The 19,206-nt window shown below is 53.8% G+C and carries 14 protein-coding genes, 1 pseudogene and 1 riboswitch; of the genes and pseudogenes, 2 read left to right on the top strand and 13 right to left on the bottom strand.

Translation table 11 applies throughout. The features are described 5' to 3' along the window. Positions 1-10 precede the first annotated feature (10 nt). From JI735_RS20555 to JI735_RS20540, 4 genes are all read right to left on the bottom strand, one after another. Complete coding sequence (locus JI735_RS20555) at positions 11-760, bottom strand: response regulator transcription factor (protein ID WP_202676375.1); 750 nt, start codon at positions 758-760, stop codon at positions 11-13. 403 nt (positions 761-1,163) lie between these two features. Beyond that, positions 1,164-2,957: a two-component system histidine kinase PnpS gene (gene pnpS / locus JI735_RS20550; RefSeq protein ID WP_039839857.1), complete on the bottom strand. Its 1,794-nt coding sequence runs from the start codon at positions 2,955-2,957 to the stop codon at positions 1,164-1,166. Positions 2,958-3,230: 273 nt separating this feature from the next. After that, a complete protein-coding gene (locus tag JI735_RS20545) occupies positions 3,231-6,188 on the bottom strand; it encodes an alpha-amylase family glycosyl hydrolase (RefSeq protein ID WP_202676374.1) in 2,958 nt (985 codons plus the stop codon). Between the two features lie 483 nt (positions 6,189-6,671). Further along, complete coding sequence (locus JI735_RS20540; protein WP_202676373.1) at positions 6,672-8,312, bottom strand: fumarate hydratase; 1,641 nt, start codon at positions 8,310-8,312, stop codon at positions 6,672-6,674. A 103-nt stretch (positions 8,313-8,415) separates the two neighbouring features. Between JI735_RS20540 and yfbR the strand changes: the two genes are divergently transcribed. Then, on the top strand, positions 8,416-9,054 hold the full coding sequence (gene yfbR / locus JI735_RS20535) for a 5'-deoxynucleotidase (RefSeq protein WP_083886964.1): 639 nt from the start codon (positions 8,416-8,418) through the stop codon (positions 9,052-9,054). 37 nt (positions 9,055-9,091) lie between these two features. On the opposite strand, the gene thiH is transcribed toward yfbR, so the two are convergent. The 9 genes and pseudogenes from thiH to citZ form a co-directional block, all read right to left on the bottom strand. After that, entirely contained in the window at positions 9,092-10,204 is a 1,113-nt protein-coding gene (gene thiH, locus JI735_RS20530; RefSeq protein WP_039839871.1) for a 2-iminoacetate synthase ThiH, read from the bottom strand. Positions 10,205-10,234: 30 nt separating this feature from the next. Then, positions 10,235-10,999: a thiazole synthase gene (locus JI735_RS20525; protein ID WP_060860326.1), complete on the bottom strand. Its 765-nt coding sequence runs from the start codon at positions 10,997-10,999 to the stop codon at positions 10,235-10,237. A gap of 105 nt (positions 11,000-11,104) precedes the next feature. After that, positions 11,105-11,308 (bottom strand): sulfur carrier protein ThiS, encoded by a 204-nt coding sequence (gene thiS, locus JI735_RS20520; protein ID WP_020427958.1) that lies wholly within the window; start codon positions 11,306-11,308, stop codon positions 11,105-11,107. A gap of 65 nt (positions 11,309-11,373) precedes the next feature. Next, complete coding sequence (locus JI735_RS20515) at positions 11,374-11,976, bottom strand: thiamine phosphate synthase (RefSeq protein ID WP_202676372.1); 603 nt, start codon at positions 11,974-11,976, stop codon at positions 11,374-11,376. Between the two features lie 123 nt (positions 11,977-12,099). Next, positions 12,100-12,201, bottom strand: a riboswitch (TPP riboswitch). 178 nt (positions 12,202-12,379) lie between these two features. Then, entirely contained in the window at positions 12,380-13,249 is an 870-nt protein-coding gene (locus tag JI735_RS20510; RefSeq protein ID WP_020427960.1) for an SDR family oxidoreductase, read from the bottom strand. 247 nt (positions 13,250-13,496) lie between these two features. Then, positions 13,497-13,922, bottom strand: coding sequence for a hypothetical protein (locus JI735_RS20505; protein WP_039839884.1), 426 nt, complete (start codon positions 13,920-13,922; stop codon positions 13,497-13,499). A gap of 121 nt (positions 13,923-14,043) precedes the next feature. After that, the gene (gene mdh / locus JI735_RS20500; protein WP_039839885.1) at positions 14,044-14,985 is read right to left on the bottom strand and encodes a malate dehydrogenase; all 942 of its coding nucleotides are present in this window, start codon (positions 14,983-14,985) and stop codon (positions 14,044-14,046) included. 90 nt (positions 14,986-15,075) lie between these two features. After that, positions 15,076-16,371: an NADP-dependent isocitrate dehydrogenase gene (icd, locus tag JI735_RS20495; RefSeq protein WP_039839886.1), complete on the bottom strand. Its 1,296-nt coding sequence runs from the start codon at positions 16,369-16,371 to the stop codon at positions 15,076-15,078. Positions 16,372-16,512: 141 nt separating this feature from the next. Then, positions 16,513-17,626 (bottom strand): annotated as a pseudogene (gene citZ, locus JI735_RS20490) (citrate synthase). Positions 17,627-18,017: 391 nt separating this feature from the next. Between citZ and ytvI the strand changes: the two are divergent. Then, positions 18,018-19,133 carry a sporulation integral membrane protein YtvI gene (ytvI, locus tag JI735_RS20485; RefSeq protein ID WP_039839890.1) on the top strand — a complete coding sequence of 372 codons (1,116 nt, stop codon included), beginning with the start codon at positions 18,018-18,020 and terminating at the stop codon, positions 19,131-19,133. The last annotated feature ends 73 nt before the right edge of the window (positions 19,134-19,206 follow it).

The following is a 19,206-nucleotide window of genomic DNA, read 5'->3' as shown; positions in this document are numbered from 1 at the left end:
CATGTCAGGTTTACGAAAAAAACGCCGTCATCTTAAATGACTGGCGTTCTTTTTTGTTCACTACGAGTTTATAGCCTACGCCGCGAATGGAATCGATATGCACCGATTCCGGGTCGAGCTCCAGCTTTTTGCGCAGGGAGCTGACATGCACATCCACTGTACGCTGCCCGCCGATGTAGTCGAAGCCCCAGACTGCATTCATCAGGTCATCGCGCGTCAGCACCACCCCCGGCTTGCGGGCCAGATACAGCAGAACCTCAAATTCCTTGGGCCGCAGATTGATGCTCTGTCCGCCCAGCGAAACCTCATACCGCTCAGGATAGATCTCCAGCTGTCCCAGAATAATGGTTGAAGCGGATACTGCAGCTTCCGGCTGAACTTCTTCGGCGAGGCCGGAAATCCGCCGCAGCACCGCACTGACACGGGCAAGCAGCTCCGATACGCCAAAGGGCTTGGTTATGTAGTCATCGGCTCCTGATTTCAGCCCTCTGACCACATCCTCTTCGGCATTTTTGGCCGTCAGCACAATTACAGGTGTACGGATGCCCTGGCTGCGCAGCTTATCCAGAATATCAATCCCGTTCATCCCCGGCAGCATCAAATCCAGTACGATCAAGTCAAAAGGTTCTCTAGCCGCACGGTCATACCCTGCCGTTCCATGATCCTCCACTGTGACTTCATAGCCTTCCTGCGTCAAGTTATACGACAACAGCCGGGACAGTGTTGGTTCGTCTTCAATGACAAGCAATCGTTGTGCCATAGTTTCCCCCGTCTTCTATGTTTTCAATTTTACAAAACTGCAGGCAAGCCCATCATATCACCGGAATGTTAACCCGGTGTAAAATAACAAAGGTTTCATGATATTTCCGGTTTTCCACACTAATCCTGTAAAGATTGAGCATGAATCTAATAAAGATTGAACATGAAACTTATATAGATTGAACATGAAACTTATATAGATTGAACGTGCAATAGAATGCAGATTCCAGCCGATTTGAATGAGATTCACACCAGCTCCAGCATCGGGTTCAACATCTGTATTAAGCGTGCCTTGCCTACTATTTCTAATTTTCGTTCAAATTAATACTATCGCTTCAGGCCTTAGCCGGCAATCCGTCTAGAGGGAAATATTGCCCTGAACTATTCATATAAATCCTGTAACCTCAGTGTGATTCATCCTGCAGAAGAGGAAGCTCCAGAATAAAAGAACTGCCGATACCGAGGTCGCTTTCTACTGAAATCGAGCCATGATGCAGCTCCACCAAATGCTTGACGATCGACAATCCAAGCCCGGTTCCGCCGGAGCTTCTCGATCTGGCTTTGTCCACCCGGTAGAATCTCTCAAATATGCGCGGCAGGTCCTTGCGCGGAATCCCCATGCCGGTATCTCTGACGGTAAAAACGACTGTCTCCGTACCATCGGCCTTCTGGCCGTTCACCACAATGACATTTACACTTCCGCCATCCTGGGTGTAATTGATGGCATTGGAGATCAGATTGATGAAGATCTGGCGCAGCTTGTCCTCATCCCCCTCCATGAACAGTTCTTCGGGAACTGCTGCGTTCAGGCTGATATTTTTCTTCTCAGCCACCTTGCTGAGCGTTTCCAGCAGGGAATCGAAGAACTCTATCAGATGCACAGGTGAGCATTCAAGCTGCGCGCGTTTGGATTCTATTTTGGATAACTCCAGAATGTCACCAATCAGCCGGTTCAGCCGCTCATTCTCATCATAAATAATCTGCAGAAAAGAGCGCGCGGTCTTCTCATCCTTGACCCCGCCCCCAAGCAGCGTCTCCGCAAAGCCCTTGACGGCAGCGACCGGTGTCTTCAGCTCATGGGAGACGTTGGCTACAAACTCGCTGCGCATTTTTTCCAGACGGCGGATTTCCGTCACCTCCTGCAGCAGAAACAGCATGCCCCGGTTGGAGCCGTCCTGCATCATTGGTACACCGTCGAGCCGCACGATCCGTTCGGTAGGATTATAGATACTACGCTCTTCATGAACCGCCTCATTGCGGGAGACCCCTTCCTCAATCAAACGGCTCAGCTCATAGTGATGCTTCAGCTCCTTAAAGGAATGGCCGGCCATCTCGCTGTTCTTCACATCCAGCAGCTGCTCCGCCGCCCGGTTCAACAGCGCAATCTCACCTTCTGCATTAATCATCACAATGCCGCCTGTCATATTATCCAGCACGCTCTGCAGGAGGTCTTCGTTGTCACGTATCGTTTTGAGCTGGGCTTGCAGACTGTCGGCCATGGCATTAATCGCAGTTGCAAGCTGCCCGATTTCGTCCCTGCGGTTCATTGGAACTCTGGCATCATAATCCAGATCTGTAATCCTCCGGGCTACCCTTGTAATCTGTTCAAGCGGAGAGGTCATGCCGGAGGCAACCTTGTAGCTTACAAAGGTAGCTGCTATGAACAGCAGCACCAGTCCGCCCGCCATGATCATCCAGGCCCGGTTCAAGCCTTCGGTGATCGCATCGAGGGCCATGGAAAGACGGATATAACCATCAAAGCCCTGGTCGGAAACAACGGCACCGGCTACATACAGCATCTCGCGGTTAAGCGTGTCACTGTACCGGATCGCACGGCCGATCCCCTCTTTTGCCGCCAGCACTTCCTCCTCGCGTGTGGAATGGTTGTCCATCTCCAGCGGATTTTTCTCGGAGTCACCGATGACCTTGCCGTCCTTAGTAATAAAAGTAATCCGTGAACTGGTTAGCTTGGCAATGTGTTCTGCCTGCTCCGTATAGTAGCTGACAGCCCCCGGACTGTCCGTGTCTGTAAACTGAAAGGTACCGGAGAGCAGTTTTATTTCCCGGGACATGTTCTCTTCCAGCGCGGAAATATGCGAATCCTTAAACAGCTTGGCCATGGTGATCCCGGCGCCGATCATGGATATGCCGATCAGGGCCATTAGTATGAATGTAAGACGAATGCGAAACGGTCTCATGGGATGTATCCTCTTTCTCTGAATGTGTCCTTGAGAACATCCTACCTTCATTTCCGGCAAAATACCAGTTCCCGCAGCAATTATCAACGCAGTGTAAAATGAACCATGATGCTCTGGCGTCCAGCATATATCCGCTCAATCTGACGAGCCACAGCTTGACGTGCAACCCTTCAGTGACATGATACCCTTCAATGTGCAAAACAAAGAGCGGCTCGTTCAGAGCCGCTTCTTGTTTGATGTTTTATGCGATGACCGGCAGCATTTCTAATGCTGTTATTGATCCTTCCAGCGCTGTACGGTCAGGTTAACGGTTTGCGCTCCACCGGCTGGTGTCAGCGTCCGGTTCGCAATATCCGCACCGCTTGAACTGGTCTCCACGGTGTCCCAGCCTCCGCGTGTGATCTTGTATTGCACCGCCGTGCCTGCGGGCAGGCTCACTGTGACGGAATAGACTCCATCGCTGCCTTTGGTCAATTGGTACGCCGGGTCCGCTGCGTTCCAGCTGTTGAAGCTGCCGGTTAAGTACAGCGGTCCGTTTGCAGGAGTTGTACCCGGCACGCTCACCCGGAAAGTCACGCTGTCCGCCTGCGGTTCTCCTGCAGCAATGCTGCCGTTCACCAGGCTCCAGGTGCCTGCTCCAAAGTGGTAATTGCTGCTGCCATTGTTGTCCCAGACCCCGCTGCCATTGTTAAAGGCGGCGGTCAGCCCTGCGGCACTGCCCAATTGGATCGTAGCCGCCTTGTAGCCAGAGTAAGATGATGCCTGCATCTGCTCTCCCGGAGAAGTGGTCCACACTGTCGATCCGTCCAGCTTATAATGAATATAAGAGTTCGTAAATGCTGTGTTTTTGTAATAAATGGTCACTGAATTGCCAACTGGTGTCGCCGTAGGTGTAACAGTCGGTGTTACCGTTGGTGTTGCTGTTGGTGTTGCCGTTGGCGTGGCTGTTGGCGTTGGTGTTGCTGTTGGTGTGGCCGTTGGCGTCGGTGTTGGCGTGGCTGTCGGTGTCACCGGTCCCCCCGATTTGATGTTTCCTGTAGGCGTGTAGGTCCAGGTGCCGGTGCCGAACAGATAGTTGCTGCCGCCGTTGCTGTCCCAGGTGCCGCTGCCATTGTTAAAAGCGGCCTCCAACTGGGTGGCAGAGCCGATATTAATCGTGATCTTGTTATAGCCGGACACTTCGGCTGCCGGCATGGCTACTCCCGGTGCTGACGTCCAGGTGCCGCCAACAGGACGGTAGTGGATGTAAGGTGTAGTGTAGCCTTGCTTATAGTAGATCGTTACATTATTTCCGGCTGGAGTGGTCACAAGAGCCGCTGCGCTGAATGCCGACAGGTTCCCTGCGGCATCAAAAGCTTTTACCGTATAGCTGTAATTGGTCTGTGATGCTACAGTATTATCTGTATACGATGTGGTTGCTGATGTGCCGATTTTGACTCCGTTGCGGTAAATTTCATAACCGGTAACCCCGACATTATCCGTAGAAGCTGTCCAATTTACGAGCACACTGGATGCATTCTGCACGGTGGCTGTTACATTGCTTGGAACTGACGGAGCCTCGGTATCTACTACCGGTTGTGTTTTGGAATAGATTTTGGCCGAGTTCGCTCCCACTGTTACGGTAATTTGCTTGCCGGTTGTTCCACCTGCCTGCACGGTTACCTTGTCGGAAGTATTAAGTTGATTAATCAGAACTGTTCCTGCAGTCAGAGAGCTTTCTGCGCGCAGCGGAATTGTAACTGTCTGTGAGCCGCCGGATGCATTGCTGAAAACCGAAATGACTTCCTGTCCCACATTGGTTCCGCTGTCTATACGGCGCGAGAAGGCGTACAGATTCTGGGCTGACCACATTTCACGCTGGGTGCCTGTGCGCAGCGCCGGGTTATTTTTGCGGATTTCATTCAGTTTGGCAATATGCTTATAAGTGCTGGTATTCTCGTTAAAGTAATTCTCCAGAACATTGCCGCCCGCATCCCGCTTCACCATCGACCAGCGGTTCCAGGTATCGGCGATTCCGCCTGTCATAATCTGGCCGTTGCCGTTGCCTTTATTCTGTTCAGTCCCCTGAAAAACCACCGGTGTTCCGCGGACCGTAAAGATAAACGACAATGCATTCTGCATTTTGTCTACATTGCCTCCAGCTTCCGTCAAGAAACGGTTGCGGTCATGATTGTCGATAAAAGTAACCATATGGTTCGCATTCCCGTTGTAATAAGAATCCTGAGCAAGTGTGCTCTTAATGTTGGAATCAAAGGACTGTCCGTAAGCGAAACTGTTCAGCACCGAGAAGAACAGCGGGAAATCAAGCATGCCCCACTCCTTGTTGGGACCTACCCAGCGGGAGACAAATTCGGCATTGCCGTCAAAATTCTCACCAAAAGTATTAACTCCCAGAAGATTCTGCAGTTCACCGATATCCGTCGGCTTGATCAGCTTGGCGGCATCCACACGCGCACCGTCTGCTCCCGTGTAGTCAAACCACCCTTTAATGGAATTGAATATAGCCTGTTTGGCCGCAGGGACGTCAAGGTCGAGATCATCCAGTCCGCCAAGGTCGTGATTCTCCATATAATCCTGAGCCCACTGATCATATCTTCCGTCAGCCAGTGACCAGTTAATATCGCCATTATGGTGATACCATGCCGGATTATTGAACGGAGCTGCGGGCTGCAGTCCTGGAATATCATAATAAGCCTGACTGCCCAGCATATAGTCTCCGATGTGATTCGGCACAACGTCGATAATGACTTTTATGCCGAGCGCATGCGCGGAATCCACCAGTTCCTTAAGCTTTTCTTTGGTTCCAAAGTAAGGATTGGCAGCATTAGGGTTCTTAACATTGTAACCGTGGTACGCTGTGTTTTTTCCTGTACCGTTGTTGTCGCGGCTTGTCACCTGCGGTTCTGCCACCGGAGAGATCCAAATCGCGGTATACCCCATGTTATGAATATAGGGCAGCTTGTCGATAACCCCTTGCCAATCGCCGCCCTTCATATAGCGGAAATCCTCCTCCGAGTTTTCACCGTAGCGGATAGCCGCACCGGTAGCATTATTGGAGGTATCCCCGTCATTGAAGCGATCTACCATAATTTGATAAATCGTGTCATTTTCAGTAACAGTCCCAATGCTGGCTGCCTCAACCTGTGTAGGCGGAAGCACAAACAAGTTAGCTGTAATAGACAGAACAATGGACGTAATTAGAGCCGGAATAAGCCATAGTTTTCGTTTCATTCCTCATCTCCCTCTCATAAGAGCGCATGTCGAACTTTACTGCCTGTGAATACCCTTACATAACTTACAAAACTATGCCGCTGGATAAAGAAACCGGTTTCCCTCATAAAAATTACCATGTATATGTATGCGTTGTCAAGCATAATAAATATCCCTCACCGGAATGGAGAATTCCTATGGATTATTGGGTTCACGGTATTTACAACCACCAAACATAATATGAAATTTATGGTTTTTATGTATATTTATGCACAGCCACCTCTGATTTCTGTCTGGGGCCTGCCAGCTGCCTAATCAGAGGGCTGAAGCCTGTCCGTTTGCGTAGGTGCACAAGCTTCAGCTGCCAGCGCATTTTAGAATAATTGAAAAAAAAGCCCCCTCCATGAGAAATGGAAGAAGGCTTGAAAGTACTAATGGACAAGTTTTGGGCGCTTATTGGGATTGCTTACCGAGCACTCTAATTAGGCCGCTTATTCGGAGTGCTCATTTAAACACCGGTTCCCGGAACTGCGCCAGTTTGGCGGCAGAATCCTTTTCCACGTCAGCATGGAGGCTGTTGCCGTGCGCATCCATCGTTACAATGGCCGCAAAGCCGTCAACCTGCAAATGCCACATGGCCTCCGGGATTCCAAACTCCATGAAGTCGACGCTGTTCACCTTCTTGATGCACTCGGCATAATACTGCGCGGCACCGCCGATCGCGTTGAGATAGACACCGCCATGCTCCTGCAGCGCCTTAAGCGTCTTGGGGCCCATTCCCCCTTTGCCGATGACAGCGCGGATGCCGAGTTTCTTGATAATGTCGCCCTGATACGGCTCTTCACGGATGCTGGTAGTCGGGCCTGCCGCTTTTACATGCCAGCCTTCCTCGTCCTTCAGCATGACCGGGCCGCAATGATAGATTACCGCTCCGTTCAGATCCACCGGTGCTTCATGGTCCATCAGATACTTATGCAGCGCGTCGCGGCCGGTGTGCATTTCTCCAGACAGGATGACTACATCGCCCACCCGCAGGCTGCGGATGTCTTCCTCGCTGACCGGCGTGGTCAGCCGGACCTCCCGGGATTCCCCCGCCGCAGCTTCAGCAGCCGAGAGTACGGCAGGTGCAGCAGGGATCGCCGCATCCTCGGATACAACACCGCAGTCTGCTCCTTCGGCAGCGCCGCCCACGGCCTCAAGCACAGCAGCAGGTACAGCGCTGTCTTCAGCCCCCACGGAGATTCCCGTGCCGCTCTCATACAGCCATTCCTGAATATGGCCGGTGGACGGATCAACCAGGATGCCCTGGCGGCGGAATGCCCAGCAATTATAGGCCACAGAGACAAAAAAGCTGGCCGGAAGCCGGTTCATTACGCCGATTTTGCAGCCCAGGAGTGTCACTTCTCCGCCGAAGCCCATCGTGCCGATCCCCAGCTTGTTGGCATTCTCCATAATATACTCTTCCAGCTTGGCGAGATCGTCATTCGGATTGACATCCTCCACTTCACGAAACAGCTGTTTCTTAGCCAGCTCATACCCGGTCGTCCGGTCCCCGCCGATGCCCACACCGATGAAACCTGCGCTGCAGCCCTGTCCCTGAGCCTGATATACGGAGTGGAGGATGCATTTGCGGATACCGTCGAGATCGCGGCCCGCTTTGCCAAGGCCCTCCAGTTCCGCCGGGAGGCTGTACTGGATATTCTTGTTTTCACAGCCCCCGCCTTTCAAGATCAGACGGACATCAACCCCTGTTTCTTCCCACTGCTCAAAATGAATCACCGGTGTGCCGGCGCCCAGATTATTCCCGCTGTTCTCGCCGGTCAGGGAGTCGACGGAGTTAGGGCGCAGCTTGCCGTTTTTCGTTGCACGGATGATGGCGTTATGAATATCCTTTTTCATCTCAATCTGATTCACACCTACCGGCGTATGAATAATAAAAGTCGGCATCCCCGTATCCTGGCAGATTGGCGATACCTGAAGCTCAGCCATGCCGATATTCTGCGCAATGGTGGTGAGTGCGAGACCGGAGCGGGTGGCGTGGTCCTCCAGGGCGCGTCCTTTGGCTACTGCCCGGCGCACATCGCCCGGCAGATTGGTGGAGGTTTCAACAATCAGATCATAAACGCTGTCTTCAAAATGCTGCATCTTCAGTCCAGCTCCTCTCCATGCGTTTGTGGTTGTCCAAACTCTGTTACAATTAACTTTATCATAACATATTAAACCACGCATGAAAGGGGTTACTTTAAAATTGAATTACCATTTTTCAGCCTATTTGTACCGGCTTCAGTATATCCAGCGCTGGAGCCTGATGCGCAGCACCGCACCGGAGAACGTGGCGCAGCACTCGTTCCAGGTAGCCCTGCTGTCGCATATGCTCTGCTCCATCGGCAACGTCCATTTTGCCCGTTCGCTGAACGCCGACCGGGCGGCTGCAATGGCGCTGTTCCATGACGCCACCGAGGTTTTTACCGGCGATATCGCCACGCCGGTCAAGCACAACAACCCGCATCTCCTGTCCAGCTTCCGCGACATGGAACGGATCGCCGCCGAGCGGCTGAAAGGGATGATTCCGCCGGAGCTTACCTCCGTCTATGCGCCGCTCCTGCAGCCGCAGGACAGCCCTTACGGCTCCGAAGATGCCCGTTTGCTGCGTTATGTCAAAGCGGCTGACCATCTCGACGCTTATTTGAAATGCGTCTGGGAGGTCGCCGCAGGCAACCGCGAATTTGCCGCCGCCAAAGCGCAGACCGCCGCGAAGCTGCGCGGGCTTGAGATGCCGGAAATGGAATATTTTCTGGCCCATATGGCCCCCGGCTTCGAGCTGTCCCTGGACGAACTGTCAGCCGGAACAGACAGCGGACAGGCCCTGGAGGACGGGACACCGTGATGAGTAGTAGACAAGCTGCGCGCTAATGATCCTCTCTTTACGCTTGCAGCCTCAGCAGATCCCAATCCTTGAAGACCGGCTGCAGGCCGTTTGCCTTAAGCATGTCTGTAATTTCTTCTACACTCCGTTCATCCGAAATTTCGAACTGCGGAGTTCCGCCATCCTGGGAGTGTCCTCCCACTTCAGTGGAGACGCCTGCAGACATTTTGGTGATGCCCAGGTGGATCAGATGATTACGCAGCGGGGCTGGCTCCCGGGTAGACAAAGTAATGCCGGAACGGGGCAGAAACAGGCGGTACGCCAAAATAATCTGCACCAGCGCCCGGTCCGTAACATCGCTATTCGGATTGAACTCCCCCAAATACGGCCGGAAACGCGGGGCGGACAAGCCGATTTCGCATTCCGGATACTTGTCCTGCAGATACCTCGCATGCATCGCGGTCATGAACGCCTCCTGCCGCCAGTCATACATCCCAAGGAGTGCACCGATGTTAACAGAGCGGAAACCAGCCTGACAGCCCCGTTCGGGGGCATCCAGCCGGTTGCGGAAGACTCTTTTGGGACCTTTTACATGCAGCTTCCGGTACGTTTCCTGATGATAAACCTCCTGATACAGGGTCAAACCGTCCACTCCCGCTTCTCTAAGCTCCCGGTATTCCGCAGTGGACAGCGGATTCACCTCAATACTTACGGAAGGGAAGTACTCGTGCAGAATTTCTACGCATTCCTTCACATAAGAAGCCGGGCTCTCACTGCGCGATTCTCCGGTCAGCACCAGAAGATGGCGCAGGCCTGTGGAGGCGATCGCGACCGCCTCTTGTCTGACCTCCTCCGGCGTCAATCTTTTTCGCGGAAAATCATAAATGGAGCTGAAGCTGCAATAGGTGCAGTGATTCACACAAAAATCGGCCAGATACATCGGTGTGAACAGCTGCATCACATGCCCGAAATGCGTACGGGTCAGCCGCTGGGCACGCCGGGCTATCTCCTCCAGACATGGCTCCGCAGCCGGGGACAGCAGGGCCAGCAGGTCGCTTTCCTCCAGGCGGTCCTTGCATAGTGCCCGCTTCACATCCTCCACTTGGAACTGCTGCCACAGGCTCTCGTAAGGAAGCTGCTCCAGACGGGCCAATGATTCATAAAAACTCATGGTTCTCCCTCCTTTCGGTTAGGCTTAGAATCACTTCAGAAATCCGGTCAAAGGCGATGAGGCGACCGCCGTCTCTTCCACCGGACCAAGTCCGGCCAAATAGGCCTTGCGGCCTGAGGAAACTGCTTCGCGAAAGGCTTCGGCCATCAGCAGCGGATCACGGGCGGTGGCGATAGCCGTATTGAGCAGCACAGCGGAGGCCCCCAGCTCCATCGCTTCCGCCGCTTCGGACGGGCGGCCGATACCGGCGTCAACAATAACCGGAAGATCCACCTCCGAGATGAGGATGCGGAGCAGCTCTTTGGTCCGCAGGCCGCGGTTCGAGCCGATTGGCGAGCCGAGCGGCATAATTGCGGCTGCTCCAGCCTCTTTCATCCGAATTGCAGCGGAGAGGTCCGGGCTCATATACGGCAGCACTACAAAACCTTCGGCGGCCAGTATCTCCGTAGCCCGGATGGTCTCCAGATTATCCGGCAAAAGATATTTCTGATCGTTAATGACCTCAATCTTGACCCAGTTGCCAAGGCCTGCGGCTCTGGCCAGCCGGGCGATCCGCACCGCTTCCCCGGCGGTGCGTGCCCCTGACGTATTAGGCAGCAGGGTCATATGGGGAGGAATATGGCTGACAATATTGTCGCGGCTCTCGGGATCTACGCGGCGAAGGGCAACCGTGATCACCTGTGAGCCTGAAGACGCGACCACCTCGGGAATCAGCGTATTCCGGCTGTATTTGCCGGTGCCGATGAACAGCCGGCTTGATAATGTGATGCCGCCAATCACAAATGGATCTAACATAAACTCGCCTCCTGGTATAGAATAGGATAATAACTTCCGGGTTTGCTGAACGAGAGCTCCATGGGACTGAAACACCCGCATTGGCCCGCATCCGAAAACATCGTTTCAGCCCCCGCCTACAAAATGCACCAGCTCCAGCCGGTCTCCTTCGCTGAACGATGTCCCGGCGTAATGCTCCCTGTTCACAATTTCCCCATTGCGCTCCACGATCACAAGCCGTCCGCTCCATTCGGGCCGGCTGAGCAGATCTGCTACCGTCCGGCAGTCTTCCGCAATCTCCAGGGCTTTGCCATTGATGATCAGATTCATGCCTTCTCACCTCCTTTGCGTTATGACATCCAGAGCAGCACGAACCGGATGAGACTGACTCCCACTCAAGCCTCCCGGACCGCCAACCGGTAAGCACGCGCGGCGGCCACAGGGTCTTCCGCACCGCAAATGCCGGACATGACCGCAATCCCGGCTGCGCCCAACCGGATCACCTGAGCGGCATTGCCCGGCTCTATGCCGCCGATGGCAATCAGCGGAATACGGCTGCGGCGCACCGCTTCCGCCAGCAGCCCCAAACCGCGCTCCTGCTGACCGGGTTTGCAGGCGGTAGGAAAAACATGGCCGAACAGGCCATAGTCGGCCCCCTGCCGGCCCGCTTCCGCAGCTTCCGCCGCGGAATGCACCGACCTTCCCAGCCGCAGGCCGGGAGCGGCGGCACGGGCCGCGGCCGGCGGCAGGCTGTTCCAGGCCAGTTGAACAGCGCCTGCACCGGCGGCCAGCGCAACATCCAGCCGGTCATTGATGACCAGGCTGGAAGCGGGAACCCCCGCAAGCAGCAGCTGCTTCGCCATGCCCAGCAGTTCCAGGGCGGGCCGGTGCTTTTCCCGGAGGTGGATGTAGTCCACGAGCGGATATACAGCCGCTGCAAGATTAATGAACCTTCCCGGCTCCAGCTTCCCGTCCGAGATCATATGAATCTCCGCCACAGCTTCACCTTCTTTTCGCTATATTCTTGGAGCAGGCCGGACACACAAAAAAACCGCCCCCCGATAGGAGGCAGTCATAAATTTGTACAGGAATACGGGCGTATGGATACAACCCCGCTGCAGTTCATTCATTCTCCGCTTTCCTACGCTGGTTTTAACCAGATCAGGTTCAAAGGGTCCGAACGGAACGTTCGTCTCAGCCTTGCGGCACCCCTAGGGACAATTCCAATATTCAGTTGCTGACGTGGTTCATATTAACATATAATTCCTCGGAAAAGCTATCCCTTTTGCCGAAAAACTGCTTCCCTGGCACTTGGCATGTGCAGCAAAAAGAGCGGGCCGCGAGGGCACGCTCTTAAACTGCTGCTGTATTTTTAAGCAAGCCTGGTTTGCACACCAGCACTTAGCCGTTGACAATTTCTCCGCCATTGACATGCATGACCTGCCCGCTGACATAGGATGAATCCTCCGAGGCCAGGTAGACATAGGCCGGAGCCAGCTCTTCCGGCTGTCCCGGACGTTTCATCGGCTGTGTGCCGCCGAACTCGCTGACCTTTTTGGCATCAAACGTGGATGGAATCAGCGGTGTCCAGATCGGGCCCGGAGCTACGGCATTTACACGGATGCCTTTTTCCGCCAGATTCATCGACAGCGAGCGGGTGAAGCTGAGAATTGCACCTTTGGTCGACGAATAGTCCAGCAGCTGCGGGCTGCCCCGGTAGGCTGTGATCGATGTCGTATTGATGATTGTAGACCCTTTTTTCAGATGCGGCATGGCGGCCTTGGTCAAATAGAACATGGAGAAAATATTGGTGCGGAACGTCCGCTCCAGCTGCTCCGAGGTGATATCCTCAATCTTGTCCTGCGGATGCTGCTCGGCGGCGTTGTTGATCAGAATGTCGAGTTTGCCCAGGCCTTCCACCGTTTTGTTGATCAGATCCTGGCAGAACGCTTCTACCCCGATGTCACCGGCAACCAGAATACACTTCCGGCCCTCCTGCTCGACCTGGCGTTTCGTTTCCTCGGCATCGGCATGCTCATTCAGATAGGAAATGACCACATCCGCACCTTCTTTGGCAAAATGAACGGCAACCGCGCGCCCAATGCCGCTGTCGCCTCCCGTAATGAGCGCCGCCTTGCCCAGCAGCTTGCCTGCCGCTTTATAGCTTGAGGTTTCAAATTCCGGGCGCGGCTTCATCTCGCTCTCAATTCCGGGCTGCCGGTCCTGCACCTGAGGTGGCAAAGTTTTTGTGGATTGCTTGTTGTCTGGCATGATCCATTCTCCTTTCGCTGTGCAACTTTTTTGGGAAGTAACCACATCGTATTAGGATGGCTTATGCGTCATCAATTATACAATCGCTTTACGTTATGTTACTTACCACACTTCCAGGTGATCCAAACAAAAAATCCAACCGTTTTGGGTGGGGACGGCACCTCGTCATCATCACCTATCTCCGCATACCCGCAAAAAAAAGGCCCACGCAGCCGGAGCCGCCAGAGCCATTTTACAAGATTTCAACTTAGATGATATGTCTGTACACCATAAAAAACATCATTACGATCAGCACAACCATCAGCAGCAGGCTCAGGGTGCGCAGCTTCGCGGTATGGCCGGATACATCGCGGTTCTCACGCATTCCGGCAGCTGCCAGACGCAGCGGCTTGCCCATGATGCCGCCCAGGGCGAACATCGCCAGCAGGAGAACTACAACCACAACCATCCAGGCTACGGTATAATCCCCTTGTGAAATCATATAGCCCCCTGTCAGCAGTTGAATGACCAGACCATACTGGGCGAACCGGTTAAATCCGCCGATAGCGCTTAACGTTCCCTCTTTGGCTGAAGCAGAGAGCTTGGCCGTACCGCTCAGAATAAACGGCAGCACCAGATAGAAGCCGAGCGCCAAGGTCCCGATCATATGTAAGAAAAAGAAAATCCGATCCATAATTAGCCTCCTCATTTTTCGCTGTGATATAAGTTACATTCTTATTATACCCAACCACATAGCTTATGAAAAGAAAGCCCTCATTTCTAGTATGGAAATGAGGGCTTGCGTCCGTATGGACCTAGATAGTAACCACTGAAGTTACCGCACGTACTGAATCTGCAGACTTATCGAGAGCCGCCTTTTCTTCCGCTGTCAGCTCCAGTTCGAAGATCTTCTCAATCCCTTCAGCACCCAGCAGCGCCGGGATACCCATGAACAGACCATCGTACCCGTATTCTCCTTCGAGAAGGGCAATGACGGGAATGATCCGCTTCTTATCCTTCAGAACCGCTTCGGTCATCTGCACGAGAGATGCTGCAGGGGCATAGTAAGCACTGCCGTTGCCAAGCAGGCTGACAATCTCACCGCCGCCTACCCGCGTACGCTGCACAATCTCCGCAATCCGCTCTGCCGGAATCAGTGTTTCGATCGGAATGCCGCCGACACTGGAATACCGCACCAGCGGAACCATGTCGTCCCCGTGGCCGCCCAGAACAAAGCCGCGCACATCCTCTACCGAAACGTTAAGCTCCTCGGCGATAAAAGTACAGTAACGGGCGGTGTCCAGCACGCCGGATTGGCCGATGACCCGGTTTTTGGGAAAGCCCAGCGTTCTAAAGGCCACGTAAGTCATGGCATCTACCGGATTGCTCAGGATGATGACAATGGATTCAGGCGCCACACGCTTCACATTCTCGCACACCGATTTTACAATGCCCGCATTCGTGTTGACGAGATCATCGCGGCTCATTCCCGGCTTGCGCGCAATCCCCGCCGTGATGATGACAATATCCGAATCCGCCGCATCCCCGTAGCTGGAGGTACCCGTAATCCGGGCATCAAACTTCAGTACCGGACCGGCCTCCAGCATATCCAGCACCTTGCCTTTGGTCGGGTTCTCCAGCTGGGGAATATCCAGAAGCACCACATCGCCAAGCTCCTTTTGGGCAAGCATTAACGCCGTGGTGGAGCCGGTAAAACCGGCGCCTACGACTGTAATTTTATTACGTTTGATAGCCACGTTTATCCTCCTAAGAGTTTAGTGAGCATATCCAGCCTTGACACAGCTTCGGCAAACTGACTTCGCAGCATAAGCTGAGGATGGTTGGTCTTATAGATGATTGATGATTTCGTCAGCAAAGGCCGAGCATTTCAGCTCTGTTGCGCCTTCCATCTGGCGGGCGAAATCGTAGGTAACGGTCTTATTGTTGATGGCCGTGCTCATGCCTTTGTAGATCAGATCCGCCGCTTCCTGCCAGCCCAGATGCTCAAGCAGCATTACGCCGGACAGAATTACCGAACCCGGATTGACTACGTCTTTATCGGCATATTTCGGTGCAGTGCCGTGTGTAGCCTCAAAAATAGCGTGTCCTGTAACATAGTTAATATTCGCTCCAGGCGCAATGCCGATCCCGCCGATTTGCGCAGCAAGCGCGTCGGACAGATAGTCCCCGTTCAGATTGAGCGTGGCGATCACATCAAAATCGGTTGGGCGGGTCAACACCTGCTGGAGGGCGATATCCGCAATCGCATCCTTGATGATGATTTTGCCGGATGCTTCCGCTTCCTTCTGGGCAGCATTTGCAGCCGCCTCGCCGCTCTTCTCCTTGATGGCATCATATTGGTTCCAGGTGAAGACCTGGTCGCCGAATTCCTGCTCCGCCACTTCATAACCCCAGTTCTTAAATGCGCCTTCAGTGAACTTCATGATGTTGCCCTTGTGCACCAGCGTCACACTCTTGCGGCCATGCTTGATTGCATATTCCACCGCAGAGCGCACCAGGCGCTTCGAGCCTTCGGAGGATACCGGCTTGATGCCGATCCCGGAAGTTTCCGGGAAACGGATTTTGTTCACGCCCAGCTCGTTCTGCAGGAATTCGATAACCTTTTTCACTTCTGCGGAGCCTTCCTTGTACTCGATGCCGGCATAGATATCCTCTGTATTTTCACGGAAAATCACCATATCCACCAGCTCGGGATGCTTCACCGGAGAAGGCACACCATCGAAATAGCGTACCGGACGCAGGCAGACATAGAGATCCAGCTCCTGGCGCAGGGCCACGTTCAGGGAACGGATACCGCCACCGATTGGCGTAGTCAGCGGCCCCTTGATAGCTACAATATACTCGCGGATTGCTTCCAGCGTATCGTTCGGCAGCCATTCACCATATGTATTGAAGGCTTTCTCACCGGCAAATACTTCGTACCAGGCAATCTGCTTCTTGCCGCCGTAGGCTTTGGCTACTGCAGCATCCAGTACCCGTTTGGAGGCTTTCCAAATGTCGCGGCCTGTACCGTCACCCTCGATGAACGGGATGATCGGATGATCCGGAACGAGCAGCTTGCCGTCTTCGATTGTAATTTGTTCGCCTTCTGTCGGCAGATCGTATTTTTCCAGTTTCAACATTAGTGGGTAGTCCTCCTAAAAGTTTTGTGAGCCTATGCTCCCTTGTTTCGTCTTCGGACAACGCCCGCTTGGAAGCATAGACTTTAGTTTGGTTTATATTTCATTCTACTAAAGGGGTGCAGCGGCCCGCAAGGGGCCGCCTTATCTCTCGTCCACCGGAACGTACTTTTGTTCGGACATGCCTGTGTATTCCGCACGCGGGCGGATGATGCGGTTGTCCTCATACTGCTCCAGAATATGCGCAGTCCATCCGGAGGTACGGCTGATGGCAAAAATCGGCGTGAACAGCTCCCGCTCAATGCCAAGCTGCGTATAGACCGAGGCCGAATAAAAGTCCACGTTGGGCTTGAGGCCCTTCTTTGAAGTAATCAGCTCCTCGACTTTGACCGACATATCGTAGAGCGTAGTGTCATTCTTCATTAATCCCAGCTCGTGGGACATTTTCATCAGGTGCTTGGCGCGCGGATCGCCATTTTTGTAGACCCGGTGGCCAAAGCCCATAATCTTCTCACGGCGCTCCAGCTTGCCTTGGATATACGGCTCCACCGCATCCAGAGTGCCGATTTCCTCCAGCATCTTCATCACCGCCTCGTTCGCACCGCCGTGCAGCGGCCCCTTCAGGGCACCGATGGCCGAAGTGACACCCGAATAAATGTCCGACAGGGTCGCTACTGTTACCCGTCCGGCAAACGTAGAGGCGTTCAGCTCATGGTCGGCATGCAGCACCAGCGCAGCATCGAGTGCTTTCGACGGATACGATATCCGGCTGTTTGCCCCAGAGCATATAGAGAAAATTCTCGGCAAGCGACAAGCCTTCTTTGGGAGCCACAGGCTCCAGTCCCTTGCGGATGCGGGCCAGCGCAGCCACCACTGTCGGAATCTGCGCCTGCAGCTTCACGGCCTTGATCTCGTTGGCCTCACGGCTCATATCGTCCGCAGCTTCATCGTACAGGGCAAGGCTTGATACAGCCGAGCGCAGCGCAGCCATGGTGTTGGCCTCTTTGGGATACAGCTTCATTTGTGCAATCACCTGTTCAGGGATCGGAGCAAAAGCGCTGAGATCACGCTGCAGCGCCTGCAGCTCGGGAGTTGTCGGCAGATTGCCGAACCACAGCAAATAAGCGGTCTCTTCGAAGGTGGCGTTCTCCGCAAGGTCATCAATATCATAACCGCGGTAAGTGAGTACGCCGTCTACAATCGAACTGATCGAGGAGGTAGTGGCAACAATGCCTTCCAATCCTTTGGTAGCTGTCATAGTATCTCTCTCCTTTGCCAACAAGGGTATAAAAGCTGTTTTTACGTAATGAAAACATTTACATTTTGATATATCCCAATCTTTAATAACTAGGCGTTCTGGCCTCCTGCAGAGATTGCAACGAACTTTTCGCGTATAGCCTTTATTTATCATAACGGATTTTGACGGTTATGTGAACAACGTGGAAGCTTTGAAAAAGATCAAATGATTTTATCGGACAGATAGAAAAAAACTTCCGTTTTCCCTGTTTCATGTTTGCGCTTTCAGTTTAGTGCTTGACTCGTATGAGCGGGATAAATGTTTCCGGGTAGTCTCAAAAACCAATCTCTGAATATATATTAGACGAGCCGTTATTATGCCCGGAGAGCCGGATCAGGAGGAGGGATGAAGCATGGATTCGCTGGTATTAAAAAGAGTGCTGCGCGGCCTCTGGGTCGTACTGGCCGCCGCATTGCTGCTGCTGGGGGTCTATGTGCTGCTGCCGCTCGTGTATCCTCTGCTGCTTGCCTACCTGCTCGCCTATCTGATGCATCCGCTGGTGCTGATTCTGAGGGGCTTCAAGCTTCCGCGCTGGCTGGCCGTGTCGCTTTCACTGCTTTTTTATGTCGGGGGTACCGCACTGGTGCTGACTGCGCTGATCACCCGCCTTGTCAAAGAATTGATCGGGCTGCTTCAGACATTCGATCTGCACACCGACCAGTGGCGGGAGCTGCTGCTGTCCATCAGCCGGAATGCCAGCATTCAAAATATTATTAATCAAATCAACCAGTTTTATCACGATAACCCGGACTATCACGCCACAATCGACAGCAATATCAGCAGAACCACGGAGACGGTAGGCCAGGCTGTGACCGAGATCATCACCGGCTTCTTCAATATGGTCCTTAAGCTGATCTCCGCACTGCCCAGCATGGGCTCCATTCTGATCGTCATCATGTTATCCGCCTTCTTCCTCAGCACAGGCTGGGAGCGGCACAACGCCAAGCTGAGAGCACTGGTGCCTGTGCCGCTGCGCAGACCCGTGTCAGAGATTTGGCACGATTTGCGCAACGCGCTGTTTGGCTACCTGCGGGCGCAGCTGGTGCTGATTTCAATCACGGCCATTATTGTCATCGCCGGGCTGCTGCTGCTTGGCGTGAACTCCGCCTTTGCCATCGGACTGACGATCGGTCTGGTTGATCTGGTGCCCTATCTCGGCGTAGGAATTGTGCTGCTGCCTTGGGCAATCTACTCTTACATGACCGGCAATCTGGCGCTCGGCATCGGGCTGTCGGTGCTCTACGCCGTGATTCTCATCACGCGCCAGATCCTGGAGCCGAAAGTCCTTGCGAGCAGCATTGGCCTGGACCCGCTTGCCATGCTGATCGGCGTGTTCGCCGGCCTTCAGCTGTTCGGCATGCTCGGCCTGCTCCTCGGCCCCGTCCTACTGGTCGTGCTCGATGCCTTTCACCGGGCCGGTGTGTTCCGCGCCCTGCATAGTTATATTGTGAGCGGGAGGCTGCATTAGGCGCAGGGAACATTGCACACCGTTGTACGCCTTCACGATCTACCCGCAGCCCGTTGCGGACAGGAGAGCCGTT

Source organism: Paenibacillus sonchi, from assembly GCF_016772475.1.
Lineage (GTDB): Bacteria > Bacillota > Bacilli > Paenibacillales > Paenibacillaceae > Paenibacillus_AQ > Paenibacillus_AQ sonchi.
Note: the sequence above shows the minus strand (reverse complement) of the source record. Positions and strands in the feature narration are given on the sequence as shown.

What these genes read in the sequence shown, in the direction of transcription:
- JI735_RS20545 (WP_202676374.1), bottom strand. Translation starts at nt 6,188, where the DNA reads ATGAAACGAAAACTATGGCTTATTCCGGCTCTAATTACGTCCATTGTT.
- JI735_RS20525 (WP_060860326.1), bottom strand. Translation starts at nt 10,999, where the DNA reads ATGTTAGATCCATTTGTGATTGGCGGCATCACATTATCAAGCCGGCTG.
- ytvI (WP_039839890.1), top strand. Translation starts at nt 18,018, where the DNA reads ATGGATTCGCTGGTATTAAAAAGAGTGCTGCGCGGCCTCTGGGTCGTA.
- JI735_RS20540 (WP_202676373.1), bottom strand. Translation starts at nt 8,312, where the DNA reads ATGCAGCATTTTGAAGACAGCGTTTATGATCTGATTGTTGAAACCTCC.
- JI735_RS20505 (WP_039839884.1), bottom strand. Translation starts at nt 13,922, where the DNA reads ATGGATCGGATTTTCTTTTTCTTACATATGATCGGGACCTTGGCGCTC.
- thiS (WP_020427958.1), bottom strand. Translation starts at nt 11,308, where the DNA reads ATGAATCTGATCATCAATGGCAAAGCCCTGGAGATTGCGGAAGACTGC.
- thiH (WP_039839871.1), bottom strand. Translation starts at nt 10,204, where the DNA reads ATGAGTTTTTATGAATCATTGGCCCGTCTGGAGCAGCTTCCTTACGAG.
- JI735_RS20510 (WP_020427960.1), bottom strand. Translation starts at nt 13,249, where the DNA reads ATGCCAGACAACAAGCAATCCACAAAAACTTTGCCACCTCAGGTGCAG.
- JI735_RS20555 (WP_202676375.1), bottom strand. Translation starts at nt 760, where the DNA reads ATGGCACAACGATTGCTTGTCATTGAAGACGAACCAACACTGTCCCGG.
- icd (WP_039839886.1), bottom strand. Translation starts at nt 16,371, where the DNA reads ATGTTGAAACTGGAAAAATACGATCTGCCGACAGAAGGCGAACAAATT.
- pnpS (WP_039839857.1), bottom strand. Translation starts at nt 2,957, where the DNA reads ATGAGACCGTTTCGCATTCGTCTTACATTCATACTAATGGCCCTGATC.